Consider the following 26,436-nt stretch of genomic DNA (forward strand, 5'->3'; position numbering starts at 1 on the left):
CTATTGCCATTGCTCTCACAGTTGGGTTATCTAATTTCATTAGGATATCTGGTAAGTAATGACATTGTTTGGCAATTACTTCTCGTGCGTAATTTATCAGCCAATACTCAGCTTCTCTTAAAAGAGCTTTTGATTCAAGATTTTGGCACACTTCATAGTAAACCTTAGACATTAAATATGCCCTTTGTTCAAAAACCATCCCATTAGTTCGCAGTTTTAAGTCTGATGGATAATTAATTATCAAATCGGCTAGTTCATCACTGATTTTGGGAAGAGGATATATATTATATTGTTGGGTTTCAGGATGGGATATTTTCACCTGATACCCTAGATTTACAGCATAATTTATAATAAAATCAATATTGTTAGACTCGACAAAATCTCCTATTTGAAAATTTGTTTCTATAAGTAAATATGATGGTGCATGAATAATTTGAAACCTTTTGGGGTTTGGATTTGAATCAGCTAATAGTTCGACGTACATCGCTTATTCTCAAAACTTTCATCAATCTTGTGCGTAAGCGATGTATGTGGTTGAATTACTAAAAAAATAATCCTACCCAAGCTGGATAGGATTATCTTAACTATTGATTAATAGTTCTTGTCTCTGTTGGATTGATTATTTCCTTTAGTAGAGATAGCCCAACTGATTTAAACAGTGCTTCGTTATCATCAGGGCAGCGTTGAATTGTTGTACAAGAAGAGCAGCCGTATTTACAAGGACAATTATCGACTAGAAACTTTGCTTTAATAAAGGCAGTCTCTAAATATTTGATGAGGGTATCGCACATACCTGTACCATGTTCACAAGTATCAAAGAAATAGCCAACTATTTTAGTATTAGACGGCACTTCTACTAACATGAAATCTATATCTCGACTGTTTGCTCCATGTTCGACAAGTGGTAAACTGAGTATAAGGTGATGAGCGAGAGTATGAACGCAAATTTGGGTTTCATTGCTTTCAAATAGTTGTTTCTCCTCATTGGTAATATATTTCTGTTTATTAAGTATCTCTTTTCTGTGATTTTTGACCACAACTGAAAAATATTTTCGTGCATCAGCGTTAATTTCAACCCTAACGCAGAATGTATTGTAGTTAAGAGCAAGTGATTCCTCGTATTTATTTTCCTCCAATAGTTCTACGAATTCTCGTTCAATCAGTTGGATTTTACAAGCAGGGCAAGTTTGTAAGTGTCCAGGTAAATTTAAATTGAAGTTGCGACATCTGTTATTAGTGCAAGTCCATTTTTGTTCCAGCCTGTACAAGTTGTAGCCATAAATTTCTTCTTTGATTTTGGCTGAAACAGGTGTAAATCTAGCAGCCCCTTGGGGAAGATGGATAATTTTGGCTTCCCCGATAATTTTAATTTCCTCGAAATTTAGGCTTCCTTCAGGACGACTAAATAAATTGGTTGCTTCAATTGGCTTGAGAATGGCTTTCCCTTCGGTTAAATTTAGCTCTTGTGATTTATACTGTACGGGGTTGCCATCAAAGTCTTGAGCAAGATATATAGCACCAGGGTAAACTTCTCTTAGTGCAGAAGATGCCGAACTTTCCTCAAACTCTTCTGAGCTATCTTGATTGATATAACTGATGTTTTGGTCAGTGTTGCCTCTAACTTTAATTTTTGAGTGGACATAACCGAGGTTTCGATTAGTTGTCAGTCTTTGATTGTAGCTGAAGATTAGTTGATTATCACCGATTAACTGTCGGGCGATCGCATTACCAGAACTACCAAAATGTCGGGCAATTTGAGCTTGTGTCGGTTTACTTTCTTTGCAACAAGCGAGAATATGCTGCTCCAAAGTTGTTTCATAATTGTGGTTAAAGTTGATAATTTCTGGAGGATCAGATAAAAGGCGTTCTGGGTAATTGGCGTAGTAAGAATCCATAATCGACCTTTTTGACGGAATAAACACCAATAGTCCTGCTTCCTGTCTCCCCGCACGTCCTGCCCTTTGGCGAAAGGCAAGAATTGAGCCGGGGTAACTATGTACGATAGTTGCATCAATAGACCCAATATCTAGACCCGCCTCCAAAGCACTTGTAGATATAATGAACTTGACCTTCCCGCTTTGTATATCTGCAATAATTTTGTTACGCTGATTTGCCTTCATGCTCCCATAAAATGCTGAGATGGTTTCTCCCAGGTGGGGCAGTTGCATCTCGATTAAAGCTTTACGTATGGCATTAGTTAAAACCTTAACTAGTTCCCTACTATCGCAGAAACAAATCCCGACTATGCCTTTACTTACGAGCATGGCTGCGACTTGGGCAGTTTGGTAAAATGTATTATTTCGTGGTTTGAGGCTAATAAAAGTAGTCTCTGAGCGTTTTGCCCCACTTTGGTCAATAATAGCAAGGTTACTTTGTTCTTCTCGATTAGATATCTTCTGGGCAATTTCGCTGCTGTTACTAATTGTTGCAGAAGCGAAGATGTACTGTAATTTTGAAATATCATTGCCGACAGATTCTATCATGAGTTGAGTTCGCCGATTAAGTAGTGCAAAATGCGAACCAAATATGCCTTGGTAAAAATGCATTTCGTCACAGACAATGATTGAAAGTTTTCTGATAGTTTCTCTAAATCCCCAATTTGAGTCAAATTGAAAGTTGTTAAGCTCGTGGTTCCATACATCAGGAGTCACGCATAAAATTGAGGGTTGATTGCTGTAAAGTTGTTTGCGCTCTTGGGGAGGAATATCACCATTAATATTGAGAATTTGGGGGCGAATATTTTCATCTAAGTGGCTAACAAAGGAACGTATTTTCTCTACCTGGTCAAATGCAAGTGCTTTCAAATTAAAGAATACTAAGGCTGATTTACCCTTTAGACACTCGTGAATGATTGGAATGAGAAAAGAGATACTTTTACCACTGCTGGTAGGAGTTTGGAGAATTATATCTTCTCCTTTTTTGTAAGCTTGCCATGCCTTGACTTGATGAGAGTATAGTTGGGTGATTCCTGACTTACTTAAAGCCAGTTTAACTAGAGGGTGAATATCATCTGGGATGGGATAAAGTTTAGCTTCTTGAGCAGGAATTACTTCACAGTTTTGTAGTTTTCCAGATCCATCAAGGATAGCAGCTACCTCTTGGTAGAGAATGCTTTTACCTGTTGGTGCTTGGTTTAGAGGTAATAAATTACCGCTATTTACCTCATGCTCCCAGTCAAAAATAATTTGGTTTAAACTACCCTTTTTAAAGTAAAGGTTTTTCTCAATGATGGCGGCGATATGGATAACACCATGTTCTTTGGAATAAACCTGCTTGTTTGCTTCTAACCATTCAGGCTGGTTCATAAAAAATTACCTACTTGCTGTTTTAGCAGGTAGGCGTTAGTCAAAAGTAGTGGTTTTAATTATTTATTAACTATAGAATCTGATTTTAGTTTCGCTAATTTATAGTGATAACCAATGTTACAATGTTATAACGCAGTTAGGCGTTTATTAAGACTTTATTGAATTGCTAGATTATTTGCTCAACGCGTTTATACTGGAGCAAAATTCATTTGGCTAAATTTTAAAAACGATATAATATCGCTAGTGAATAGCAATTCGTCATTTCAGTATTTTTGAAATTTGATATAAGAGCAAGTTTCTTAGAAAACAGGTTTTTGCTAAGTTTTAAATATATGATATTAGACCTTTGTTAATTATCAGTCACATATAACCACAAAACCGATCATAGTTGTTATCTATTTCTTTGCTATTATGACGCAATGATTTATCTGAAATCTATGTTCAAGTATGGGTTTTAGTGAATGTTTAAATTATTGCCTCTGCTTGTTAGCGTTTATCAATTAACTCTGATATATGGTTTTTCGCTAAGGCTTTAATACCAACTAAATAAGTAATATTAACTTAGTTATCAAGTTGATACCAATTAAGTAGGTATATTTGCTCTAACCATATATAGCCAAACAATAACTTGATAAAAGCTTTAGCTTTGTAATCTATGCGGGTGATTTTCCCTTTACTTAGCCAAAAGTGGTGAATCAGACTTGATTTTTTGTGCAAGCATTCTGTCATAATGTTAGTTACCTTTGCTACAGAATGTAAAATTACATTCATGTATCAATATCAACTAGCAGCCCGTTAGTCATAAACAACACTTGCATGAAAATCAAAAGACGGTATTTTCTCCTGTCAAGCCTAGTAGCAGTTCTAGTCACATCCTGGGGATTATTCCTCAATCCAGCACCAGCAAGCCAGACGCTATTATCTCAAAGGCCAGTTACACTCACCGTATCTGCGGCGGCGGATCTTAACTATGTGTTTAAAGAAATCGGTGCTTTATGGGAGAAAGAGACAGGAAACAAAGTCACCTTTAACTTTGGTTCTACAGGACAACTGGCTCAACAGATTGAACGAGGCGCACCAGTAGATTTATTTGCGGCTGCCAATAAGTCATTTGTGGAAGACCTTGACAAAAAAGGGTTAATAGTATCCAATACCAAAGCCTTATATGGACGGGGACGAATTACTGTGTGGACAAAAGAAGACAGTAAACTCAATCCCAAAGACATTAGAGAGTTAACCAAACCAGAATATAAAAGAGTTGCGATCGCCAATCCGGATCATGCTCCCTACGGTATCGCCGCCAAAGAAGCATTTCAGTCAGTGGGTATCTGGGATGTAATCAAGCCGAAACTGGTACTAGGCGAGAACATCCGCCAAACTCAACAATATGTGGAAACTGGCAACGTTGATGTCGGTATCGTCGCTTTATCTTTAAGCGTCAATAGACCTGGAAAATGGGAATTAATTCCCGAAAATTTACATAAACCCATTGACCAAATGTTAGCCGTAGTCAAAAAGAGCAAGCATCAGACACAAGCTAGACAGTTTGCCCAATATGTTAACGGTCCAAAAGGCAGACCACTAATGAAGAAATATGGCTTTGTTTTACCTGGAGAGGCGGCAAAGTAATGGATTGGTTTCCTTATATATTGTCATTGCAAGTCACAGCCCTAGCTACAGTATTGCTGTTAGTTTTTGGACTGGGACTAGCAATTTTCTTAGCCCGTGTTCGCTTCCCAGGGGAACTAGTGGTATCAACAGTGCTGAACTTGCCCTTGGTACTACCTCCCAGTGTGATCGGTTTCTACCTATTGTTAGCATTAGGTCGTGGTAGTCCGATACTAGAATGGTTCGGTATAGATATTTTATTCACATGGCAAGCAGCAGCGATCGCTAGTGCAATTGTCGCGTTACCTCTAATTGTAGAAGCAGCTAGAGCCGCAATTGTGGATGTCAATCCTGAACTGGAAGCAGCAGCACGTACTCTCGGTGACTCAGAGATACAAGTGCTGTGGCGAGTCACACTACCTTTAGCTCGTTCGGGAATTTTAGCAGGCTTTATTTTAGCAGTCGCCAGAGCTTTAGGTGAATTCGGTGCCACATTGATGGTGGCAGGAAACATCCCCGAACGCACCCAAACATTACCCCTGGCTATTTATGATGCTGTGCAGAACCAAGAGTATGGCAAGGCTAACTTGATGGTACTGGTGATGACCTTTTGGGCATTTCTGTTGTTGTTGTGGGCGCGTAGTCTAGAACAGCGTAGGTAAAAGCGTTTTACTGAGAAAATAATCAAAACTAAGAATGCAACTTTTAGTAGACATTCACAAACAACTAGCCAGTTATCCTCTAGAAGTGAAATTTAATCTAGAGGGGCGAGTCCTGGGAATATTGGGTGGTTCTGGTTCCGGCAAAAGTATGACTTTACGTTGTATCGCGGGGCTAGAGACTCCTAATCGTGGTCGCATTGTCGTTAACGGACGGGTTTTGTTTGACTCCACCAAACGAATTAATCTACCAATTCGCTCACGCCGTGTGGGTATTGTGTTTCAAAACTACGCCCTATTTCCGCATTTGACAGTCGCCCAAAACATTACCTATGGGTTACAAGATTTGTCGGGTGCAGAACGTCAGTGCCGATTGGCAGAACAAATTACCCAGTTACAACTTTTTGGACTAGAGAATCGCTACCCACAGCAGCTATCTGGCGGACAACAGCAGCGCGTAGCTTTAGCGAGAGCTTTAGCAGTAGAACCAGAAGTCTTGTTGTTAGATGAACCTTTTTCGGCTCTTGATACCTACCTGCGACACCAGTTGCAAGAACAACTGATTGAGACACTGAGTAGCTATCAAGGGGTAACGCTATTTGTCACCCATAATTTAGAAGAAGCTTACGAAATTTGTGAACAACTTTTAGTTATATCTGAAGGGCAGGCGATCGCCTACGATAGTAAACAAAGCATTTTCCAACATCCAGCTACTTATACTGTCGCCCAGCTAACTGGTTGTAAAAATTTCTCGCAAACCAGGGCAATTTCCCCCACCCAAATAGAAGCCAAGGACTGGGGCTGTACTCTCAAAGTAATCGAGTCAATTCCTGAATCATTAGCTTATGTGGGAATCCGCGCCCATCATCTCACCTTTACCAATGACCCCAACGCTGAAAATACCTTCCCCTGTTGGTTAGCACACACCAGGGAAACACCCCACAGAATGACACTTTACCTGAAGCTACATAATCCAGCAACTCAATCCAACGATTACCACATCCAAGCGGAAGTATTCAAGGAAAAATGGTCAACTATCAAAGACCACCCTTTCCCTTGGTATGTCAAGTTAGATCCGCTTAATCTATTTTTAATGCAAGTATAAACAACTGCGTCTTGTGTATGAAATTAAACAAAAAACGCTTTTTTACCCTAATTGTGTTGTTTTTAGCAACTCTAGCATTTGCCACAACAACAGCAGTTGCACAGCAAAGAGTATCTTTAACGGTATCATCTGCGATCGCTTTGCGTGAGCCTTTACAAGACATCAAAACAGCATACCAACGTCAACAGCCAAACACCAATATCACTTATAACTTCGGTGCTTCTGGTGCTTTGCAACAGCAGATTGAAAGTGGCGCGTCTGTGGATGTTTTTATCTCCGCAGCCCCAAAACAAATGGATGCGTTAGAAACCAAAGGACTTTTACTAGATAATACTCGCCGCAATTTAGTAACTAACCGCATTGTGTTGATTGTGCCAAAAGCCTCTCAAGGGATTTCTAACCTACAAGACTTGACAAAATCCCAAGTTAAAAGAATTGCCATTGGCAATCCTAAAAGTGTACCCATCGGTCAATATTCCGAAGAAATCTTCAAAAATCTTGGCATGACGGAGAAAATCAAATCTAGACTTGTATTTGGTAACACTGTCCGTCAAGTCTTAGGTTATGTTGCATCGGGCAACGTCGATGCTGGTATAGTTTGGGTCACTGATGCTAAAACATCAGACAAAGTAAAAGTCGTAGAGATGATAGCCGAAAATCTACACTCACCAGCAATTTTTCCGGTCGCGGTTGTGAAAAATAGTCAAAATCCTAATGCGGCTCGTGCTTACGTGCAGTTTTTATTCAGCAACCAAGCCAAAACTATATTTACAAAATACGGATTTCGTATAGCTTCTTGATCACCTACGGTAAGTAAAAATTTTGATGCAATCATAAACACCTAGTTTACTACTGCCATTGCCCTCGCCGTCGCATTAAGAGCAGTAGCTGAGAAATTAAAACCATAACAGGTAACTCAATCAAGGGGCCAATGACTAAAACAAGAGTAATTAAAGGACGATGGGGAAATGCAGAAGCAGCAATTGCTAGAGACAGTGGGGAATTACGAGCCAACGTAGTGCAGCTAAGACAAGCAACCTCTTGGTAGGAAAACTTTAAGTAACGTCCTATCAATTGACCTAAGACAAAATTAACCACGAAGAACAGAACAACAGGGATAAAAAGCTGAAATATTAATTCTGGATGCTGTATGACTACCTTTCCTTGTGAAGCGAAGATGGTAGCGATCGCTAAATTAAGGCAGATTACTTGAAATATTGCCATCTTTGCCACCACACCTTGCCATCTGAGGATGAATTGTCGGGAAATAGTTGCTACCAACAAAGGTAAAAATAATACCCAAAACAAACTCTCAAAAAGTTGAATTAGGTTGATTTCTACCAATGTCCCAGCAAAAAGCAATAGATACACTGGTAGCAAAATAACTTGTAACACTAAATTTAGTGGTAGTAGGGCAGTTGCTAAAGCCACATCTCCACGGGCTACACCTGTAAAAACAAGATACCAATCAGTACAAGGTGTGACCATCAACATAATTAGCCCCACCCTTAAATCGGGGCTATCTTGCAAAAATAGATAACCATTAATCCAAGTGAAGATAGGAGTCCAGAAAAAGTTAATGATCAAGCTTGTTGATGTCACTTTAAAATTCCGTAACCCCCGTCCCAAGCCCTTTAAAGGTATTGGTAGGAAAGTTGCATACAGCATCAAAGCCAATAACGGCACAATTATCTTTGGGGCTATATTCGCAAACCATCCTATCTGAGCTAATGCCAATCCCACAAAAACTGAAAGCATTACTAAAAATGGCTGCACCTTATCAAATAATGGCATTACTCTACTTTGGAGCTAATTACAGCTAATAGTAAAAAGATATCACTCAATCACGGCTACAACCTCGCCAGTAAAGAGGCTGTTCGTAAAAATAAGCACACTTAAGCAACGTAATAACTATGGCACAGGGTACATCTAATAAATCTGCTCTCAAATTTGTAGTGATCTTAGGTATAGTTAGCCTTTGTGCAGATGCTACCTATGAGGGTGCAAGAAGCATTACAGGCGCGTATTTAGGAGTTTTAGGGGCTAGTGGTTTTGTAGTTGGACTAGTAGCAGGTTTAGGAGAATTAATCGGCTATTGTTTTCGTCTTTTTATTGGCTATCTCAGTGACCAAACCCGTAAATATTGGCGAATTACCACCATTGGTTATGCACTCAACACCGCAGTTGTACCACTCTTAGCCTTAGCGGGAACTTGGCAAGTTGCGGCTTTGTTGATGATTGGTGAACGCACAGGCAAAGCAATTCGCACTCCACCTAGAGATGCGCTGCTGTCCCATGCGGCTTTGAGACTGGGAGGGGGTTTCGGATTTGGGCTACATGAAGCACTTGACCAAATTGGTGCAGTGATGGGGCCACTGGCTGTAGCGGCTGTAGTTTATTATCAAGGCGGGTATCGAGGTGGTTTTGCAATTCTGATCGTACCTGCTGTAGTTGGGATGATTGTGCTTTTGGTAGGACAGAGGATTTACCCAAATCCCCGTGATTTTGAACACCAAACCCCTACATTAGCGGACAAAGGACTACCTCGAAGATTCTGGATTTATTTAGGGGCTGTAGCATTTATGGCTGCGGGTTTTGCTGATTTCCCCTTAATTGCCTATCACTTTCAAACAACTGCGCTCGCCACAGGCAATACAATTCCCTTATTGTATGCTTTGGCAATGGGGGTAGATGGCATTGCTGCACTGGTATTTGGACGTTTATTTGACCGTTTTGGTATATCTATCTTAATTGTTGCAGCTGTTTTATCTTCCATGTTCGCACCCCTAGTCTTTCTCGGCAACATCAATCTAGCAGTATTAGGAATGGTGTTGTGGGGAATAGGCATGGGAGCGCAAGAATCAATTTTAAAAGCCGCAGTTGCCGCAATGATACCAATTGAAAAACGTGGCTCTGCTTTTGGCATATTTAACACTGGCTACGGTATATCTTGGTTTCTAGGTAGTGCTTTGATGGGAATTTTATACGATAGGTCAGTGAATACTCTAATTCTTTTCTCAGCGATCATTCAGCTTGCTGCTATTCCGATTCTGCTGTTTGTTAATAGGAGTGGATCGAGAAATTAAAATCATTGCTAATATTTTCGTATAAAATCTAACCATGATTGTGGTTTTTTAGTATTGCATTGGTACTGCGATCGCTAGTATAAATTGGGAATCAGAATCAGCGATCGCGTAGCGACTCCCCTAGAGTATTGCTTTCGTTAACTCGACTAAAAATCGAAATTTTACCTAAAATACTAGTTTGATTTACCCTGATTATATAATTTCAAAAAGACAATAACCAAGATGTGGTGAAACAAGAAGTTCTTCGTAATAACTTAAAACAAATTAGAACCCGCTTGGGGATGAACCAGCAGGATTTGGCTAACTTAGCTGGGGTGACTCGTCAAACTATTAGCGGCGTAGAGTCAGGACAATATGCTCCCTCAACCACAATTTCCTTACGTTTGGCGAAAGCTCTTGGCTGTCACGTCGAAGACCTGTTTTGGTTAGAGGAAGATTTACCAGAAATGGCAGCTGTGCCTGCTCAAAACTTACCAGTAGGACAGGACTTGCGCGTAATTTTGGCACGGGTAGGGGGACAATGGGTGGCACATCCTCTGATTGGCAAAGATGCCTTTCGGACTGAGATGATTCCTGCTGATGGTGCAGCAAATCGCTTGTCTTTAATGGATACTGTTCTGGTCAAACTTTTAGATGACCCCAAAAAGTTGTACAACACCGTAGTTTTGGCTGGTTGCTCCCCTGCACTCTCTCTATGGGCAAGAGCCGCCGAACGCTGGCATCCAGAATTACGGGTACACCTGACTTTCGCTAACAGTATGATCGCCTTAGAACGCTTATACCGGGGTGAAGTTCACATTGCGGGGATGCACCTATACTGTCCGCAGACAGGGGAGCATAATACGCCTTTTGTGCATCGTGTATTAAAAGATAAAGCAGCAGTGCTGATTAACCTTGGTGTTTGGGAAGAAGGACTTTTAGTACAACAGGGGAATCCCAAGCAATTAAAAACCATTGCTGACTTAGCACAACCCGGAGTGACGATAGTTAACCGCGAACAGGGTTCTGGTAGCCGGGAGTTACTAGAGAGGAAGCTTCAAGAGGAAAAAATATCTTTTACTGCTGTACAAGGATTTGATCACATCGTCAATGGTCATCAAGATGTAGCATTAGCTGTAGCTACAGGAAAAGCAGATGCAGGTGTGAGTTCAGCATCTATCGCTACTGCTTTTGGACTAGAATTTATTCCCTTACATCAGTCACGATACGACTTGGTAATTCTCAAGCAATATTTGGAAGAAGCACCTGTACAACAACTACTCAGTACTTTGGGACATCGACAGGTGATTTCACAGCTGCAAGCACTCGGTGGTTATGATACCAACTTGACTGGCGAGGTTGTAGCCACAGTAGAGGCTGCTACTAATGGTAAGCACAATTAGTAAGATAAATTTTCTACATTCGCTTGAACTGCTGGTGAGTATTGGTGTTTGGTGTCAATATTGAAAAACCACTATGACAAATTTAAATCAACAACAGCAGGCTGAATTAATTATCCAGCAAGCTTCCAAAGAAAATTTTACTGATAGCGAGACAGCTATTTACGATGACTTTATTCTGGAAGCGGGGGTAAAAAATCCAGCTAAGATGACTGAGGCTACTGCTGATGCTTTGATTCGATACCTTAATGGCTGCGAAGCATCTAACGAGTTTGTTGCTAATGTAGTTAATCGCCTCGCGCAAGTTGCCCCTGCTCATATCATGACCAAGATTCTTCTCAGCGATAATGATGGTGATGGTGTGCCTTTATACCAAGAACTCAAACTTGGTACAAAGGCTACTGTATTTAATACTCCGTCAGAAATAGTTGCTGCACAGCAAAAGCAATATCAGTTTTTTCCTATTCAGAACAGCGATATGGAATTGTAAGTTTAAGCCACCAATAAATTTTGACAGCGATCGCACTACTCCCAGCCTAAATAATCAGGCGATTCCCCTGTAACTTTAACTTTGGAAAATTACGCCAGTATCGTTATCTTCATCCCAAAACCACCAACCTTGAGATAATTCACAAAGAACGCGCATTAGTGCTAATTGTTGATGTGTGATTTCCCCACTACCGTAGCTGACGTTACTAGTGCCGTCCCATGATTTAAGAATTAATTCTAAATTGTATCCATTGCCCATAATCCAACTGGCGTAGAAGCAGTCTTTGGATATTTCTTCCATAATGGCCAGTAGTTCGAGTGCGGCATCAGGATTGGGTGATTTCATGGCTTCAAGTGCAAGGCGGAGGTTTTCTTCTCTGTCTGCAATAAACTCTGAAAAAGCTGCTCTATTTGATGGTAAATTGTCCTTTTCAAGTGTGATTAATTTTCCATTTACAATCTTGACTGGAGTTATATTTGAGTAGTCAGTTTGGTCATCTTCACTTGTCTTTTCTTTTATAGCTAAAGGATGCCAATGGATACGTTCAATTTTATTAGTCTGAGGATTTTTCCATGCCCAGAATAGTTTGTGAGATGCAGCACCCTTAACTGTAAGATAAGTTCTTTTATGTCGAATGGGATAGTCTACACCTTCTTCTTTTTTCGCTTGTAAAAATGCTTCTATTGACGGATATTCTTCATTGGGATAAGCCATTATACGTGGTGCTATCGCATGTGTGTAACCTGATATGCTGCTATCACCATTTTTACATGGTAACAAATTCCATTTTTCGTTTATTGGATTCTGTATCCAAAACTCAACTGATATTGTCTGTACAAACTGATCTAAAATCTGAACTACACAAGGATAGTAAAGTGTGAGTTGTTGGTTGCTATTAGTCATTATTATTCCATCCATTCGATAGGGGATATGGTTTCCTTTTTGGCGGGAAGTATTTTGACTTCATAGCCATAAAGAATTAATTCGTGCAAAGTTGCTAGTAGTTGCTTGAGTGATATACTGTCCCATTGGCTGCACTCTAATATATGTTTCAATACCTGAGCGGGAGCATTAACTACCCAAAGACTATGAATTCTTTTGTTCCTAAATCCAGCACATAATTGAACAATTGGTTGTAACTCAACTGTTATTTTTGGTATATGAATAATTGCTGAACTTATAGGGATTACTGGTTTATCTTCTAAATTTTTAGATTGTGAAAAATAGGGGTCACTGTACCATTGTCCGTCGATTTGGTATGCAATCATTAGGTATGGCAATGCTTTAATCGCATTTATAGTTCCCCATCTAGCAGTTTGTCCTGCATGAAACCAGATATAAGAGCCGTTGTGTATTATCATGTGCAAGTTTTATAATTTTGACTTGAGGCTTTGCTTGTTCAGCTAATTGATAACTTCGTCTGTGGTAGAAAGTTTAGTTACTTTGTCTACTGAACAATGATTTCGTATTTGTATGGATACGTGGTTTCAAATTGCAAATATTATTCATTGCAGTAAACTTTATACTCAGCTACAACACTTTAGATATTAGTGATTATTTCCTAAATTACTAATCATCAATGTCTACCTTGCTGATGTGTGTAACAATTGTGGTAATTAATCTACTATCAATTTGATGTGCTTTTTAAAACTAAATGCTTGCTATAAAATAAAAAGTGCGCCTTTTTAATTCGATGGCGCACTTTTATTAAAAATAAATTGATAGTTAAACGTGGTGAAGGATAATATTTATTGCGTCTTGAGTGCTAATTTTATATTGTGTAGCAAGTTTATTCATGTTGGCTTCACCATTTGCATGATCTTTGATGATTGCTCGAACAATGTTTGGTGAAACATTAATCTCACTATTGCTAACGACTGGTTTAGGTAAAGTTTGAGAAATAAAGAATTCTTTTCTTCTTAATACATGTATTTGACGATAATGTTCTTTTCTGGGTATCCACAGACAATTACCAGGGGCAAAGTCACTCTCTTGATCAATACGAGATATAACTGTTCCTTCCGGTGCTAATCCCATATCTTTTAGAAATTGGGTAAAGTTATCACGCCAGGATGCATCAACTTCAATTCCGCACCCGCCATGATATTTGTACTGATGGTGGTTCTTGTTATAGCAGATGCGCTTGATGTGTAACCAGGAGTTATACTCGTGGCTTTTGCAGTGACCGTGGATAGTTTTATCGGTCTTGAGGCTGTCCCGTTGCAAACATCCGCAACTTTGCGTAAGCCCTCTTTTTAAGCTATTTTTACTAACATATTTTTGGGTTCCGCATCTGCATAAGGTAAGGAGGAGTAGTTCACCTCTTTTCCCCTTAACTTCTACATCAGATATCACTGTTAGTCTCCCAAAATTTGCACCAACTGGGATAGATTCTTTTCTTTTCTTACAACCACAGTTAGTAGAGCGACCATTGGTGAGAGTGTGACTGTAGACAAGTTTTTGAATTCCACAATCACACTGACATAATACTTGCTTTCCTTGTTTTTCTAATACAGTCCAACTACCGAATTTTCCACTTATATTAATTACTCGCTTTGTAGTCTCCATAAATTATTTTGGTGTTATTACTGCTGGGTCAAATATTCAAAACAAGCTGTTTTTCTTGCTCCAGTTTCTTCTTTATCCAAGCAAGTTGCTGTCCAATGGCTAGGTGCTGCATGGGTACTTTTGTATCGTATCCCTTCGCTTGTAAAATGGGTGTTACCTCCTGTCTGTAAAGCTTGCCCGTCAAGAATACAAACTCTATTTCCAAAGGCGCAACTTGTATGAGTTTTTCTGCTACTTGTTGCGCCCATAGTATACGTTCCTGATGTGATAAGGAATAGGGGGATTTATCGTAGGGCTTGATGATTGTTTCTGGGTTAAGAACTTGATGTAAAGGTGACAGGATATACCATCTTGATTCTTTTTCTTCTACGTAGCGACGGCAAGCTTGAAAGTGCTGCGAACAATATAAGTCTTTGGCGGCAGCAGAGTAAGGAAGCTGCTTGCCACATCCAGCAACCAGGTAGATTTTTTCCTTGGGAATGAATTTTCTGTAAGTGCCGATCGCCAGATTGAGGTTGTGGACGATTCTTCCCATAGTAGGCGTCCGTCCTTTGTTTGTTAGCCGAGGGTCAATCCTATGTCGGTGGAGAACCCTGCAAACATGACAGTTGCACTTTGGCGTGCAGTAGGCTGGCATCCGAATTAATTTTTCCTCATGACTGACGAACATCCCACCGCCTAGCCCTTCTCGGATAAAAGTTGAACCATCAAAGGATAATCCCATCTGAGTAAAAGCTTTGGCATACTGGGGCGAACATAGTCCAAAAACGTGTAGATGAACATTTGGCTCGTGCGATACTCCTGTGGAGTCGCTGTGCGATCGCGAAACGCTCGCCTTGTCCTGTCGGACACGCTTCGCGAACGGCGATACTCGTTCCGAGTGACTTCGTGAACGCACAACCTCAGTGATTGTTTTGATAATGTGCAAGTTAGTTGAATACTCCCTCGCCTGGGAAACAAGCCCACCGATACCGAGATGGCGGTATCCTAGTCCCAGAAGATATTTAGCTACTTCAAGGCGTTCACTAAGAGACTGCCCGTGGATGACTGCTAGGGGGATTCTATTAGGAAGATAACTTTTAGCAAGTTGGATAAATGTTTTTGCTTGTTGAAGGTTATATTCTTGCCGTTCTCTAATATTTTTTCCTACAAGTAAATGGTCAGGACAAACAATAATATCGCCAACTTTTGAACGTTCTCGATATCTATGAATAGACCAATGAGCATCAACATATTTACCGTTGAGAGTAGGAATATCTTGGTCACGGTAGTTAAACGACCCACAGTCATGAATAATCAGACTATCTGGAACAATTTCTGCTTTTGTAGCGAGTGAGTATAGCCAGCCCGCAGGTTGATATTCAAGCAACTGCCAAATCGGGATTTTTTCACCCTTGATTTTGAGAAAATCACTCTTACCCAATACTGGATAGAAACATAATTTCATAATATTTAAACAAGCAAATTTTGAATTTTAATCGTTAAATTAACCCTCTGCTTGGAGAGGGCTAATTGTTCGATTACTTTCTGTATTTATTTGCAATACTTAGAAGATACTGCCGCCAACGATTAGAGATTTTAGTAGCAAGAGTTATAATATCACTTGCTGCAATTTCTTCTGCTTCAGTTTCAAAAGCATCATCAAAGTGAATCTTGGCGTGATACTCCTTGCCATCAAAGTAAATATTGAAGCTAGGGTTAAGTTGAAAATCTTGAATCATCTTTTTATCCTTCCTGGGGAAGATATAAACACTTATTCTGTTCTGCTAGTCTATTTGTTTCATAATTATCAAGAATCATTTTCTTAAATTCTTTCCTTGTTGCTCGCAAGTCGCGGAATATTTTGTTAGTAGGATAGAAGAATACCGACTGTTGACGACTGTAAAACCAGACTAGTTGATTGATACGATAGGTGTCATTGCTATCAAGCAGAACATAACTAATTTGTTGGTAAAAATTTTCTAAAGAAAAGGGACGCTTCTTGGCAGTTGTTCGTACATCAATAAGAGTATTTCCAGCGATTATCTGGCAATCAGCACCTCCAAGATATTCACTTAAAGGGTATGAAGCATTGCAGGTGATATTTCCACTTACTTGATTAGCTACAGTTTGCCAAGTACCGGCTAAAATACCAATAATTTGAGATGTATCTTGAATACTAGGAAGCCATTTTTTGAAATATTGTGGTTCAAGTTGAAGGGTTTTTTCTCCTTGTAGAAAGGGTTGAATAATTTCATGTATGTTACGGCTACGTGCATAATTCTCTAATGCACCCAGCAGCATACACTTTAGAGCTTCTTCTTCAAGGGAAGTTGAATTTGTAATGCAATAGTCGAAAGCATATTCTATTTTGAGGACTTTGGCTCCAACCTGAGCAAGACAATTAGTAAACCATCTTTTATCTTCATAGATGCTTCCTAGATACTTAGCAAGTGCTTTGGCGATCGCATTTCCTACCAATGGAAAATCTACACCATCAACTGGTCTGATAATTTCTTGATTTTCTAATAGTTGATTATGGCTAGTAATCATTTTAATAACTGTCTGGTTTAGTCTAGAGTCAAACCATGCCCTTATAGGTGAATTTCTATTTTTTAATTCAGATGTTAAGCTCACTTTTTGATTTTTCGCTTGAAATACTACATTGAGTATCTGCGTGAGCTTTGCGTAGTAATTTTTAATTAAATTGTGTTATTTAAAATAATTAACTGAGCCTTTAAATAAATAAAAAGATTGTTGAATTTGAAATTTGCAACTGAAGTAAATTTGCCTAACTTCTAAACCCAAGTTTTTATATTGTCAATGCTACTTTGCAAACTTGGTGACGGGTAATTTATAGTTCAATTTCTCTTGACTTGGTTTTAGGTGCAGCAGCAGCGACAGTTTGCTTTTGAGGGGAGGGTATGCGTTCAGTAGGGGTATATTGCTGCCGAATTTCTTCTCCTCGCCATACTTGTAAGTCATTCATAATATCTTTAAGCGGAACAAAATCGACGACTGTTTCTCCTTGCTTTTGTGCCTCAGTTGCTTTGTAGGTCATAATCTTGAAGTACATCTCTCGCTGGTCGGCAATTGGTAACTTGCCGTTGTTCTCATTTATCCGTTGTAGAATTTCTTCATTGCCTTGATTCATTGCCCCTCCCCAGTCAGGGCCACCATGCTTGACCATATTTGCCCATTCCTCAGCGATGTAAGGGTGAACTGTGACAGGCAAATCGCCAACTGCTTGTATTACTCGTTTTTTGGGTGTATCTGCGTTTGTGGAAGTAGATTGTTCGTTACCAAAGATTTGTTCCAAGTTGAGTTTGCTGGCGTTTTGGGCAATAAACTTAATTTGGTTGATATCGTACTCAGAGATGTTCATCTTGCTGACTTCTTTGGTAATGCCAGCTTCGGTTTTAGTTAGGTCAAACCGGACAAGTTCCTGAGTACTTTTTTCTTCAGTAGTTTTAAATAATTGCAAGCTGGCTCGATTTTTTTCGGGGTTGCGCGATCGCTTGATGGTAAATTCACCTATTGTAAGTTCTTCCTTATCAGCCTGGATGAGGACATTATTCAGGGTGTGCAACATCTCATTTTGTTTAAATACTTCCAGCGTTTTAATCGTGCCGGCAGGTGCAAGACTTCCCAAGCTGTTTGCTACATCACGGATATCGGCAGTGTTGAGGTCAGGTAGCTTGCCATTGTCGCCTAAGTATTCTGCCACAATGAGAAACTCCTGACGTTCAACAGGTAACATCTCTGTAGGCTTTTTCGTGATTTTGGGTTCCTCTTTTTTGTTGAGTTTAAAATCCATCAAAGAGTTCTCCCACCCAAATAATTCATCACTGCGGCGGTGAATGCTAAGAGTGTCTGCCTGTTGGCGAATCACATATGTATCGCTACGGTAAATACGTGAACCATCTTGTTCAAGAGTGCCGTATTTTTTTAACATTGCGATCGCAGTTTCAGCAATGTCTTTATTTTCCCCCTTGTAACGTTCCTCTCGCGCTTGTTTATCATTAATTTGATAAATAGGTACTTCAACCTGACGCGCCCACTGTTGTGCTGCTGGCTCTACATCTTGAGAATTAGCTACTTCTTGATAGGTAAATTCAGTTGCATATTTTTTTCGATTATTAGTTGCTTGTTCCTCTGGCTCTTGTGCAAAAAAATGATTGGGAGTTACATTTTTATTTACCTCCTCTTCAGCTTGATTTTGAGATTGATAGTTACTAGTAACTATCCGTCGAATTTGAATAGTTTCTTCGGACTGTGCGATTTCTTCTTGAAGATTATTGACGACATCATCTTCAAACCTGTTATCTACCTCTATTTCAACAGATAAGTTGATTTCTTGATTTATAGACGAACTGTTTTCGCTGTTTTCATCTTCTATGAATTGCTGTGAAGTATTTGATTCGACTGCTTGAATGTTTGTTTCAGATTGTTCGCTAAGTGTCTGCTCTACTGCTTCAGAATAGTTTTTGACTACAGGAGATTGATAATAATCTATATCTGGTGGGGAGTCAAAGTCGGGTGGATTACTAATATCGATATCATCTAGAAAACCTACCGCAGCTTCCTCTTCTTCGTAACACAACTTAACTGGTGTGGTTACAATTTCAGAATTTAATGGTTGATTATCCTCGTTCAGTGTTACTGATAAATTATTTACTGGTGGAGTTACTTCTGTGACATCTGAGTTTCCATTATCAAATAATAACTCTTTTGTATCTTTATGATTGTTAATAGTGTCAGCAGATGGAGATAGTAGCTTAACTAATGGTTCACTTGCCACATCTATTATTTCATCTGGAGTAAGTATTTCAGTGATCAGATTAGTTGTACATTTACCTTCGCTATTTTGTTCGTAGATAACGATTTGTTTTTCTGAACCATCTGACTCTAGATAAGCTGTAATTTTCAGAGTATTATCACTTGTTTGCTGATAATCACTATTGAAATTGGGTACATCCTCTACTAATCTTGCAGCAATTGTTTGTGCTTGATAGTCAGTAAAAGGTTCAGTTTCTATTGTGTATTGACCTTCTATCAATAAATCGGGCATTAACACAATATTAGTTTCTTGATTGCTTTTTATACTTTGGCTGGTTAAATCTACCTTTTCCCATTTATATGCACCAGGGGTAGATTCATCAGGTACAAGATTGTAGATATCTTTGCCAACTTCAACTGCAATTTTACTTGCTTCTTGAGCTTCTTTGAGTTTTTCGAGAATTACTTTAGTTATCTTAGTAAGTACATTGATGAGGCTTTTACTTAATTCTCGGCTTGTTTGAATTGCAGTATCGGCTGTACTTAAATATGATTCATTAATTTGAGTGTGCCTAGAGTCAAACATATATTAAATGTGGTGAAAATAATCTATAAATTCAAACAGTCTGACTGTGCTTTATAAAAACCAGTTGGTCATTAAACTTAAAGTTTTCAGAAAAAGCTCTTGTACGCATCAACAGGCAAAGGTGCATTGCCCGCTTGTACGGGTGCTTGTGGGATAGGGAACTTCCGATCTACTTCCTTGACTCGTAAATCTAAATCTTCCTGTGTGGGTTTTTTCTGGGTACTTTTCCTAGCAAGCTCTTTGATGAGTTTATCCCAGCGAGCGTCATTGTCTTGTTCTAATCCAATGATATATTTGGGTATTTTGATGTTTTTTAATAGTGGTACTGAACCCTCATTTTTATTACTATAAGCTGGGTTGATAAATAGACATTTACCAGGTGGTAATTTGAGGAATTGGGCTGGCTCGAATAGCTTGCGAGTCCGTTCTTGTTCGCTGATAGATGTGCTGGCTTTACCCCCTCCCGTTGAGCGAGATTTTTGTTTATATTTAATTTCCTCTTCACCTAAATATGCAGAAAATAATCGTGCTGATTCTTCTTCACCAGGATTAAAAACAAATTTTGTACCGCACGCGCCAAGGATAGCTTTAGAGATTTCTTTACCATAAATCTTTTCAAGCTGACCCATATTTTGCCAACCCAGGATACCGCAGAATCCTTCGGAACGAGATTCGTTAAGCCATCTAAATAAATCTGGAAGGAAGATACTTGGCAACTCGTCAAGACACACCACTAATGGGCCGTCTTCCTTGCGTTTTTTGGCAATACTGCGGGAAACTACCATGTGAAGAATACTGGTCATTAGGGGGCTGACAGCATCGCGGCGTTCGCGGTCTAACCCGAAGATAATCATCTGTTTGCGTTTTACCTCCAGGGGCAAGGTTGTTTTACCGACAAAGCATCCTAATGTACCCCTTGCCATGAACCGAGTGAACATCAATGAAGCACTACCAGCAATACCCGCTATAGTTTTCTCTGAGCCAGCCGAGCTAAATAATTGACCAAAAGCTATTCTAATCCAAGGGTTTAGTTCGGCTGCCATCAAGCGTTCGACCATCTTCTCGCTAGAAAGTATTGCCGCAGCCGTCATAATATCAGCGCGATGGCTATGCCCGCCGGAGGCATCGCCAAACTCTTTAGTTAGCATTAAAATAGCCTGGGTCAACTGGTCGCCGGCGGGGCCAAAGAAGGCATCCTCAGACGCATTACCTAACAGGCGGAAGTTTTTGTTAATTACCGTAGCTAACTGCCGTGCGGTTTCAGCATCGCTACTGTCGCGCAAGAAATCGATTGGGTTACATACCTCTGATTCGGGAAATCCCGGTGCAAAGATATGTACGTCATACCCCTTAGATTTGGCATAACTGGCGATTTTGGCTTGACTGGCATACTTAAAATCGTATAATACTATACCAAAACCTTGGTCAATTGCAGAGTAAATCATCGGGTTGATAGCCGAGAATGATTTACCACTACCAGGTGCGCCAATTACAGCAGTTCCCCGTTGGACATCGGGTACATAAACTGGAACTCCGCCACCCCCCTTGGGTAGTTTTTGACCCTTGTATTTGTGTACTCCAATATATAAACTGGCACTATCACATTTAGGAGCGACGATTTGCTTGAGGGCTTTTTTCTTAGCTTGGGCGGTTTCCTTTGCTCCACCCCAATAGCTAGTAGCAAGCTTGCCTTTTTTACCATTACTAAAAAGCTGTAAAAGCAATAATAAGCCAATTCCCCCGGCCAGTGCCAAACCTTGAGGTGACATGAACTTATCTGTATACTTACTAAAGTCAGTATTGCTATTTTTATGAGCAGCTTTTACTTCTCTAACTGTCTTAGTTGTAGCAGTTGCAAACAGATAATTATTCATATTAATCTGTATTAATTGTATGAGGAAATCGAAGAAATATGCGGTGAAGTGAAGTTGCATATTTCTTCATTAGTTATTTGGTGTGTCCTCTCAAGTCAAAAGTTAAAGAGGATAAATTCTTCTATGATTGCCTTTTTACTTGTTAATTTTTAGGTACGGTGAGGGGTGTACCAAGGATAATTGGGTCTATCTCGCGGTAGGTGAAGAAGGGAACTGGGCCAATGAAGTAAGGCGAGCAACCCAAATCAACCCATCCCCGCTTGCAGATACGGAAGAACATCGCGGTGGTGATACTGCCGTCCGCTTCGTTAATATCCCAGATGACTTGTTTAAATGATTTCCCAAAGGGGTGGCGACCTGTAGGTTCTTTTCCACCGTTGAGGCTGCCCAAGATGCCAAATCCGCCTTTAACTTTTTGGTCTTTGCCGGACATCCATTGTGCGCCAGTCACAATATCGCTTCCCGAAACTTCGATGTGACCACAGGTTTTCTCGCACGGGACATTAAACCCAGCTTGGTAACTACCACTTATTGACTTCCAACGTCCACTTTCAAGGGAACCGAGGGGTAAGTCTACTTTGCCGATAAAGCTAACATCGGGGATGGGAACACTGGGGAACCGATCGAACGGTACATCAGCTAATCCCGGAACCTTACCAATTGTTGTGTTTTGCCAGTTAGTAAAGTCTTTTAGCTGTGCATCCTGAATACCAGGGATGCTGGTTAGTTTATATTTATCAAGTTTGACATACTCACCAAGTTCCACTTCTCCCAGTTGGGGATAATTGTCCAGCACCTCACCAACAGTTTGGTAGCCTGCGGTGCTGCCCGTTACTTTGGTTACTAGTTCTTCAATTGGTGGGATGGCTCCGACTTCTGAATCTTCTAAATTAGGAATTGCTTCGGCGAGGTCTTCAAGTGTTTGCCAATCGAGTGTTTCAAAATCTGACAGTTTGAGATTTTTGAGTTGAATGCCCGTGATGTCAGCGATATCTTCAAGGGTGAAATCTTCAATATTGAACTCAGTTGCTTCAAAATCACCCAGTTCCATGACTTCAGCAAGGCTTTGCCCAGCACTCCAGGTGCGTGTCTCCTTCATACCAGGGTTTTTGATATTAGGGAATTCGACACTGCCAGCACCGCCAAATTTCATGTTTCTGAACGTGATACTGCTCCAATCGGGAGTAGGTGCGCCATTGACATATTTAGTTGCAACGGGCTGTGGTTGTTTGGTTTGTTTTGTCTTATCTATCGAAGTGTTCAAATTTGAATACTTCGATGAAACTGTTTGAGCTACAGCTTTATCGCCGAATAAGAGACTGCCGATATTATAGCTACCTCCATATCGGATTAACCCATGTAGAGCAAGTCCAGCAATAAGTCCTGCAACCATTAGGTAGCGTAATTTATTAAATTTTTCCATCCGATACTCAAGCCCTCGGTTGGTTTTGTTGTGAGTGCTTTCCTGGCTTGCAGCTCTCACTGGTACAATCGCAGTGACCTCTGCTGTAGTATCTAAAATTTGGTTGTTAGTGGCCAGATGTTCGTTATACATCACTATTTATTTAAAACTTGATTTACCTAGATTTGTTGTTGTGAGAGGGTTATTGCGCTGTGGTGGTATTTCTAATAAGCGCTTTCCACCCAACAGCATGAGTTTTTCAACCAATTGCATTGATACTCCAGTGGTGCTGGCGGCGACGACAAGTTCCTCTCCTTGCGATCGCAACTCCACAAGTTGGTTCAGACGCTTCCAAAGCTTGCTGTCTGTCGTAACCCACTGGTTTTTTAAGGCAACTTGCATTCCTTTGGCGATATGTCTGCTATCAGATAATGCGGTGTAACTAACCTTTGGTTTTACTTGTTCAGGTTTGCTGGGAGTGTCGCCAATAATTTCAATTTGACTGTACTCTGGTGTGCCACTGCCCGCTACAATCCGGAAGTGATAGCTTTTCCTTGTTGAACCAGATTCGGTAATCACCGTCATGTGCGCCCCGTAAGGAGCTTGTGGTAAACCGGGGATTTTGACTGTCTCAATGCGGCGAATGTGAATTAGTCCAGCACCCGTGCTGCTTCCAGAACACTTACCCAAACCTTCAAGACATCCGTCTACATCAAAAACAAACCTAGATGGGTCATCCAGCCAGATTTTCTTGATAATTTCTCTAGTGTTGTAGAACGATATTGATACCCCATGTCCAGGCCAGACCTTAACTGTCTGCAATTGGGCATTTTCCCCTGACACCTGAGAGGCTGCAACTTGACGGATAGTATTTGCTAGTACAAGTTGGTTTGGTGCAAGCACGGAGGTGATGGTGAGGCATCCGCTAAAGGCGATCGCCCAAGGCATCCTTAAACTAAAATCTGCTATATCTCTTAGTTTCACAGCTTGATTGACCTATCGACTTTGATTGTGATTTTGGTGTCTTTAGGCACATACCAAACATTGGGACGGCGGTTGATTTCGTCAGTAGCACGTTCTGTACGCTTGCTGACTGTTTCGCCAAGTTTACCAAAGGCACCTTCAAGGAAAGCAGCTGCCAGGTTGCGGTTGTTATTGCGGCTGCGAGTTCTTGTCCCACCTAAAGGCAAATCTTCTGTGACTTCTTCATCCGGCTGGTTGATAATTTCCCCTACCTTGGCAAGACCAGCTATAGTTCCCAAAGTGGCATCATATTTGGCAATTTCAGATCCCTTGTCGTCGTAGGGTCTGGCGATTAGGGGTGAACCCGCCTCTCCCAAAACCGATATCGTTCCAGGTGATAGAGGATATTCTGTACCGTCTTTGAGGATGGCCGTGACTTCGGCACGCACACCTGATGTGCTATCAACCGAAATCATAGCGATAGTTACCTGTGTTCCTGCGGGAATCGCTATTTCCCCAGTATTACTGTAAAGCGGCTCGTCCAACCGGGCGACAAACCGTAATGTATTTGTCTGTTCTTGGGAACGACTGTTATTACTGGTTTGGGGCATAACGAGCGGAGTTACCAAGGTTGCACTTGCAAACGAACCGACAACTAAATACTGTGGTTGTATTTCTTGGAGTATCTGCGCTTCTTCTGGCAGGTAGTTATTTGCAACTTGCTCAACTTGCAGAGTAGAGTTGTTTTCTTTATTACTAGCAAAACTGGATTCTACGGTCTTTTCTTTGTCAAGTTCTGAGCTGGTTTGTGGCTCTTTTAGCGAGAAGCTATAAATAACTGGCACGGCTGGATTGTTATCTTTGTCATCAGTATTGCCATACTCAGGAGTACTGTCATTTGTGGTTACAGGTTGCCAACGCGGGCGCAGTTCTTCAACTTGATTAGGAGTATTGGTAACTGTTTCGGTATTCTCGTTGCGTCGGCTACGGCGACGACGGGAGCGATCGCTATTTTGTTCTGCTGGGCGTAATGTTTCTTCAGTTTTAGCTGTAACTTCTTGTACTGTTGTGTTTGTAGGTTCACTGACAGTGGTACTGGCTAGCATATACTCAACTCGACCAACTGAACCCAGGTTACGCAGGCGTTCGAGTTCGGCTATTGGATCTTTGGCGACACTCTGGTTGCTGGCAACTGTTTGTTTGGCAAATTTTGGCAGAGGAGCGCTAGGACGCAGAGGTGGTATTGGCTGTGAAGCCACTACTCTACGTGTTGGTCTAACAGGTTCGGGTGTTACTTCCCGGTATACACGTCTTCTGGAAGTAGGGGTAGTTTCTTGAGCAACTACCCTTCGTTGTCGAATAGAACGGGTTTTCTCTTGGTTTTTGGCTTGTTCTCCTTCAGTAGCTTCTTTTTTCTCCTCTTTGTTTTCCGTATTAGCTTGACCATTTAGGGCATCCAGTTCTTCCTGTTGCTTGGCGAGGGCAAGCTTCGCATAAACATCGCCTTCTTTTTTCTCAGATGCGGCAACCGTGGGAGTTGGAGTAGTAGTTAATTCTGGTTTTTTGGCGTTTTTACCACCCCCATTCATCATGCCGTTGAGGACAACAAATATAACTAGAAACCCAGCACCAAATGCACCACCGATAATTCCTAATCTTGACCAGGGAGATGTAATAAAGTCGTGTTTAGTTTGGATTAACGCGGGGTCTTCTACTTCAGTTTCATCTTCTTCAACCACCTCAAATTGTGAATTTTCAACTTCATCTTCTTCTATCCTATCGATTGGTAAAAGACTATTTACGGAAGATATATGTTTATTGGAAGCCTCATTCTCTAGCTGTAACATAGTTCTATGCTTGATTAATAATTTTTATTTCTTACCGAGGTTATAATCAACAATTTGAGTAATTTCTAAACCTGGTTCTCGTACTAAATAAATTTTTTTATCGAGTTCAGTTGGCTTGTTTGGTAACTTAGGAGTATCGACAGCTTCGACAGTAATTGTTTTGTTAAAGGCGATTCCCTTGCCTTGGTTTTCGTTCCTATTAAAGCTTACGAGCGTAGCGATATAATCGACTTCCCACTGTCCATCCTTAATTTTTCTGGGTTCGGAGATATGGCGGGTAACGAGTGAAACTTGAACTTCACCGTTAAATACACCACTTGGAACGATTTCTGCTAATTTCTTGAGAAAGTTTGCTCGAAAATCTTGATTTTCAGATAGTGCAAATGCAGCTTCCCAGGCTCTAGTAGGAATTCTTTTTCTACTATTTTTTGTTGTTTGAATATCTATTCCCCTATCAGGTTTAGTAACATTTTCACCATTCTCTGTTGCTTCGATTATTCCGTTCCAGCCGAACATTTTAATCATGCTATCTGAGATAAAGCGTTTGATAGTTTCGGCTTCGCGTTCGTTGGGAGCAGCAAATTTACCAGGTGAAATAGACCCATCTTGGAGTTGAACTATCGTCATGCCTTTGACATGATGATTTGTGTTAGCACTCATGCCAATATTTATTATTTGCAATAGGGTAGATAAGATAGTTCCTCCTGCTGTTACGGCGATCGCCATTGCAATAGGTGTGGAGGTAGATTGCCCATAACTGAGGAGCCGAGCTAGTTGAGATTTAGACTTAGGTTTAAGCATAATTA

Annotated in this window: 21 protein-coding genes and 1 pseudogene; 7 read left to right on the plus strand and 15 right to left on the minus strand. The window is 40.5% G+C overall.

What is annotated here, in order from left to right; genetic code table 11:
• Together UYI_RS0123465 and UYI_RS0123470 are read right to left on the minus strand one after the other, a co-directional pair.
• Nucleotides 1-484: pseudogene (locus tag UYI_RS0123465) on the minus strand (hypothetical protein); the annotation flags it as partial.
• 100 nt (nt 485-584) lie between these two features.
• The gene (locus tag UYI_RS0123470) at nt 585-3,305 is read right to left on the minus strand and encodes a DEAD/DEAH box helicase (protein ID WP_016869117.1); all 2,721 of its coding nucleotides are present in this window, start codon (nt 3,303-3,305) and stop codon (nt 585-587) included.
• A gap of 816 nt (nt 3,306-4,121) precedes the next feature.
• On the opposite strand from UYI_RS0123470, the gene modA (UYI_RS0123480) reads away from it, so the two are divergent.
• From modA (UYI_RS0123480) to modA (UYI_RS0123495), 4 genes are read left to right on the plus strand one after another with little or no spacing between them, the layout of a single operon-like run.
• Nucleotides 4,122-4,934: a molybdate ABC transporter substrate-binding protein gene (modA, locus tag UYI_RS0123480; protein ID WP_016869120.1), complete on the plus strand. Its 813-nt coding sequence runs from the start codon at nt 4,122-4,124 to the stop codon at nt 4,932-4,934.
• The gene (gene modB / locus UYI_RS39200; RefSeq protein ID WP_016869122.1) at nt 4,934-5,575 is read left to right on the plus strand and encodes a molybdate ABC transporter permease subunit; all 642 of its coding nucleotides are present in this window, start codon (nt 4,934-4,936) and stop codon (nt 5,573-5,575) included. The genes modA (UYI_RS0123480) and modB overlap by 1 nt, the downstream gene beginning before the upstream one ends.
• Nucleotides 5,576-5,609: 34 nt before the next feature.
• A complete protein-coding gene (locus UYI_RS39205) occupies nt 5,610-6,677 on the plus strand; it encodes a sulfate/molybdate ABC transporter ATP-binding protein (RefSeq protein ID WP_016869123.1) in 1,068 nt (355 codons plus the stop codon).
• 17 nt (nt 6,678-6,694) lie between these two features.
• Entirely contained in the window at nt 6,695-7,477 is a 783-nt protein-coding gene (modA, locus tag UYI_RS0123495; protein WP_016869124.1) for a molybdate ABC transporter substrate-binding protein, read from the plus strand.
• 49 nt (nt 7,478-7,526) lie between these two features.
• Here modA (UYI_RS0123495) and UYI_RS0123500 read toward each other — a convergent pair whose 3' ends face one another.
• Nucleotides 7,527-8,471 (minus strand): arsenic resistance protein, encoded by a 945-nt coding sequence (locus UYI_RS0123500; RefSeq protein WP_016869125.1) that lies wholly within the window; start codon nt 8,469-8,471, stop codon nt 7,527-7,529.
• Between the two features lie 119 nt (nt 8,472-8,590).
• Between UYI_RS0123500 and UYI_RS0123505 the strand changes: the two genes are divergently transcribed.
• The 3 genes from UYI_RS0123505 (at nt 8,591) to UYI_RS0123515 (ending at nt 11,632) form a co-directional block, all read left to right on the plus strand.
• The gene (locus UYI_RS0123505) at nt 8,591-9,763 is read left to right on the plus strand and encodes an MFS transporter (RefSeq protein WP_016869126.1); all 1,173 of its coding nucleotides are present in this window, start codon (nt 8,591-8,593) and stop codon (nt 9,761-9,763) included.
• 227 nt (nt 9,764-9,990) lie between these two features.
• On the plus strand, nt 9,991-11,145 hold the full coding sequence (locus tag UYI_RS0123510; protein ID WP_016869127.1) for a substrate-binding domain-containing protein: 1,155 nt from the start codon (nt 9,991-9,993) through the stop codon (nt 11,143-11,145).
• A 73-nt stretch (nt 11,146-11,218) separates the two neighbouring features.
• On the plus strand, nt 11,219-11,632 hold the full coding sequence (locus UYI_RS0123515) for a Rossmann-fold NAD(P)-binding domain-containing protein (protein ID WP_016869128.1): 414 nt from the start codon (nt 11,219-11,221) through the stop codon (nt 11,630-11,632).
• A gap of 75 nt (nt 11,633-11,707) precedes the next feature.
• Here the strand turns inward: UYI_RS0123515 and UYI_RS0123520 are convergent, their stop codons facing one another.
• The 12 genes from UYI_RS0123520 to UYI_RS0123575 all read right to left on the minus strand — a co-directional run bounded on the left by UYI_RS0123520 (nt 11,708) and on the right by UYI_RS0123575 (nt 26,431).
• A complete protein-coding gene (locus UYI_RS0123520; RefSeq protein ID WP_235148007.1) occupies nt 11,708-12,535 on the minus strand; it encodes a hypothetical protein in 828 nt (275 codons plus the stop codon).
• Between the two features lie 2 nt (nt 12,536-12,537).
• Nucleotides 12,538-12,993, minus strand: a complete 456-nt coding sequence (locus UYI_RS0123525; RefSeq protein ID WP_016869130.1) for a hypothetical protein — start codon at nt 12,991-12,993, stop codon at nt 12,538-12,540.
• 364 nt (nt 12,994-13,357) lie between these two features.
• Nucleotides 13,358-14,200, minus strand: coding sequence for a hypothetical protein (locus UYI_RS0123530; protein WP_016869131.1), 843 nt, complete (start codon nt 14,198-14,200; stop codon nt 13,358-13,360).
• A gap of 28 nt (nt 14,201-14,228) precedes the next feature.
• On the minus strand, nt 14,229-15,647 hold the full coding sequence (locus UYI_RS0123535) for a DUF6884 domain-containing protein (RefSeq protein ID WP_016869132.1): 1,419 nt from the start codon (nt 15,645-15,647) through the stop codon (nt 14,229-14,231).
• A 73-nt stretch (nt 15,648-15,720) separates the two neighbouring features.
• Complete coding sequence (locus tag UYI_RS0123540; protein WP_016869133.1) at nt 15,721-15,921, minus strand: hypothetical protein; 201 nt, start codon at nt 15,919-15,921, stop codon at nt 15,721-15,723.
• 4 nt (nt 15,922-15,925) lie between these two features.
• The gene (locus UYI_RS0123545) at nt 15,926-16,732 is read right to left on the minus strand and encodes a hypothetical protein (RefSeq protein WP_016869134.1); all 807 of its coding nucleotides are present in this window, start codon (nt 16,730-16,732) and stop codon (nt 15,926-15,928) included.
• Nucleotides 16,733-17,033: 301 nt separating this feature from the next.
• The gene (locus tag UYI_RS0123550) at nt 17,034-19,544 is read right to left on the minus strand and encodes a hypothetical protein (protein WP_016869135.1); all 2,511 of its coding nucleotides are present in this window, start codon (nt 19,542-19,544) and stop codon (nt 17,034-17,036) included.
• Between the two features lie 86 nt (nt 19,545-19,630).
• Complete coding sequence (locus tag UYI_RS0123555; RefSeq protein WP_016869136.1) at nt 19,631-21,418, minus strand: type IV secretory system conjugative DNA transfer family protein; 1,788 nt, start codon at nt 21,416-21,418, stop codon at nt 19,631-19,633.
• A gap of 142 nt (nt 21,419-21,560) precedes the next feature.
• Nucleotides 21,561-22,973 (minus strand): hypothetical protein, encoded by a 1,413-nt coding sequence (locus UYI_RS0123560; RefSeq protein ID WP_016869137.1) that lies wholly within the window; start codon nt 22,971-22,973, stop codon nt 21,561-21,563.
• 6 nt (nt 22,974-22,979) lie between these two features.
• Complete coding sequence (locus UYI_RS0123565; protein WP_026086135.1) at nt 22,980-23,804, minus strand: hypothetical protein; 825 nt, start codon at nt 23,802-23,804, stop codon at nt 22,980-22,982.
• Nucleotides 23,801-25,630, minus strand: coding sequence for a TrbI/VirB10 family protein (locus tag UYI_RS0123570; protein WP_016869139.1), 1,830 nt, complete (start codon nt 25,628-25,630; stop codon nt 23,801-23,803). Before UYI_RS0123570 ends, UYI_RS0123565 begins: the two co-directional genes overlap by 4 nt.
• 24 nt (nt 25,631-25,654) lie before the next feature.
• Nucleotides 25,655-26,431 carry a hypothetical protein gene (locus tag UYI_RS0123575; protein ID WP_016869140.1) on the minus strand — a complete coding sequence of 259 codons (777 nt, stop codon included), beginning with the start codon at nt 26,429-26,431 and terminating at the stop codon, nt 25,655-25,657.
• Nucleotides 26,432-26,436: the final 5 nt, after the last annotated feature.

The organism is Fischerella muscicola PCC 7414 (genome assembly GCF_000317205.1).
Lineage (GTDB): Bacteria > Cyanobacteriota > Cyanobacteriia > Cyanobacteriales > Nostocaceae > Fischerella > Fischerella muscicola.

Excerpts from the sequence above, each read along its gene's own strand:
- UYI_RS39205 (WP_016869123.1), top strand. The coding sequence starts at position 5,610 with ATGCAACTTTTAGTAGACATTCACAAACAACTAGCCAGTTATCCTCTA.
- modA (WP_016869120.1), top strand. The coding sequence starts at position 4,122 with ATGAAAATCAAAAGACGGTATTTTCTCCTGTCAAGCCTAGTAGCAGTT.
- UYI_RS0123550 (WP_016869135.1), bottom strand. The coding sequence starts at position 19,544 with ATGTTTGACTCTAGGCACACTCAAATTAATGAATCATATTTAAGTACA.
- UYI_RS0123470 (WP_016869117.1), bottom strand. The coding sequence starts at position 3,305 with ATGAACCAGCCTGAATGGTTAGAAGCAAACAAGCAGGTTTATTCCAAA.
- UYI_RS0123560 (WP_016869137.1), bottom strand. The coding sequence starts at position 22,973 with ATGTATAACGAACATCTGGCCACTAACAACCAAATTTTAGATACTACA.
- UYI_RS0123570 (WP_016869139.1), bottom strand. The coding sequence starts at position 25,630 with ATGTTACAGCTAGAGAATGAGGCTTCCAATAAACATATATCTTCCGTA.
- modB (WP_016869122.1), top strand. The coding sequence starts at position 4,934 with ATGGATTGGTTTCCTTATATATTGTCATTGCAAGTCACAGCCCTAGCT.
- UYI_RS0123515 (WP_016869128.1), top strand. The coding sequence starts at position 11,219 with ATGACAAATTTAAATCAACAACAGCAGGCTGAATTAATTATCCAGCAA.
- UYI_RS0123500 (WP_016869125.1), bottom strand. The coding sequence starts at position 8,471 with ATGCCATTATTTGATAAGGTGCAGCCATTTTTAGTAATGCTTTCAGTT.
- UYI_RS0123545 (WP_016869134.1), bottom strand. The coding sequence starts at position 16,732 with ATGATTACTAGCCATAATCAACTATTAGAAAATCAAGAAATTATCAGA.
- UYI_RS0123555 (WP_016869136.1), bottom strand. The coding sequence starts at position 21,418 with ATGAATAATTATCTGTTTGCAACTGCTACAACTAAGACAGTTAGAGAA.
- UYI_RS0123575 (WP_016869140.1), bottom strand. The coding sequence starts at position 26,431 with ATGCTTAAACCTAAGTCTAAATCTCAACTAGCTCGGCTCCTCAGTTAT.
- UYI_RS0123520 (WP_235148007.1), bottom strand. The coding sequence starts at position 12,535 with ATGACTAATAGCAACCAACAACTCACACTTTACTATCCTTGTGTAGTT.
- UYI_RS0123530 (WP_016869131.1), bottom strand. The coding sequence starts at position 14,200 with ATGGAGACTACAAAGCGAGTAATTAATATAAGTGGAAAATTCGGTAGT.
- UYI_RS0123535 (WP_016869132.1), bottom strand. The coding sequence starts at position 15,647 with ATGAAATTATGTTTCTATCCAGTATTGGGTAAGAGTGATTTTCTCAAA.
- modA (WP_016869124.1), top strand. The coding sequence starts at position 6,695 with ATGAAATTAAACAAAAAACGCTTTTTTACCCTAATTGTGTTGTTTTTA.
- UYI_RS0123540 (WP_016869133.1), bottom strand. The coding sequence starts at position 15,921 with ATGATTCAAGATTTTCAACTTAACCCTAGCTTCAATATTTACTTTGAT.
- UYI_RS0123505 (WP_016869126.1), top strand. The coding sequence starts at position 8,591 with ATGGCACAGGGTACATCTAATAAATCTGCTCTCAAATTTGTAGTGATC.
- UYI_RS0123525 (WP_016869130.1), bottom strand. The coding sequence starts at position 12,993 with ATGATAATACACAACGGCTCTTATATCTGGTTTCATGCAGGACAAACT.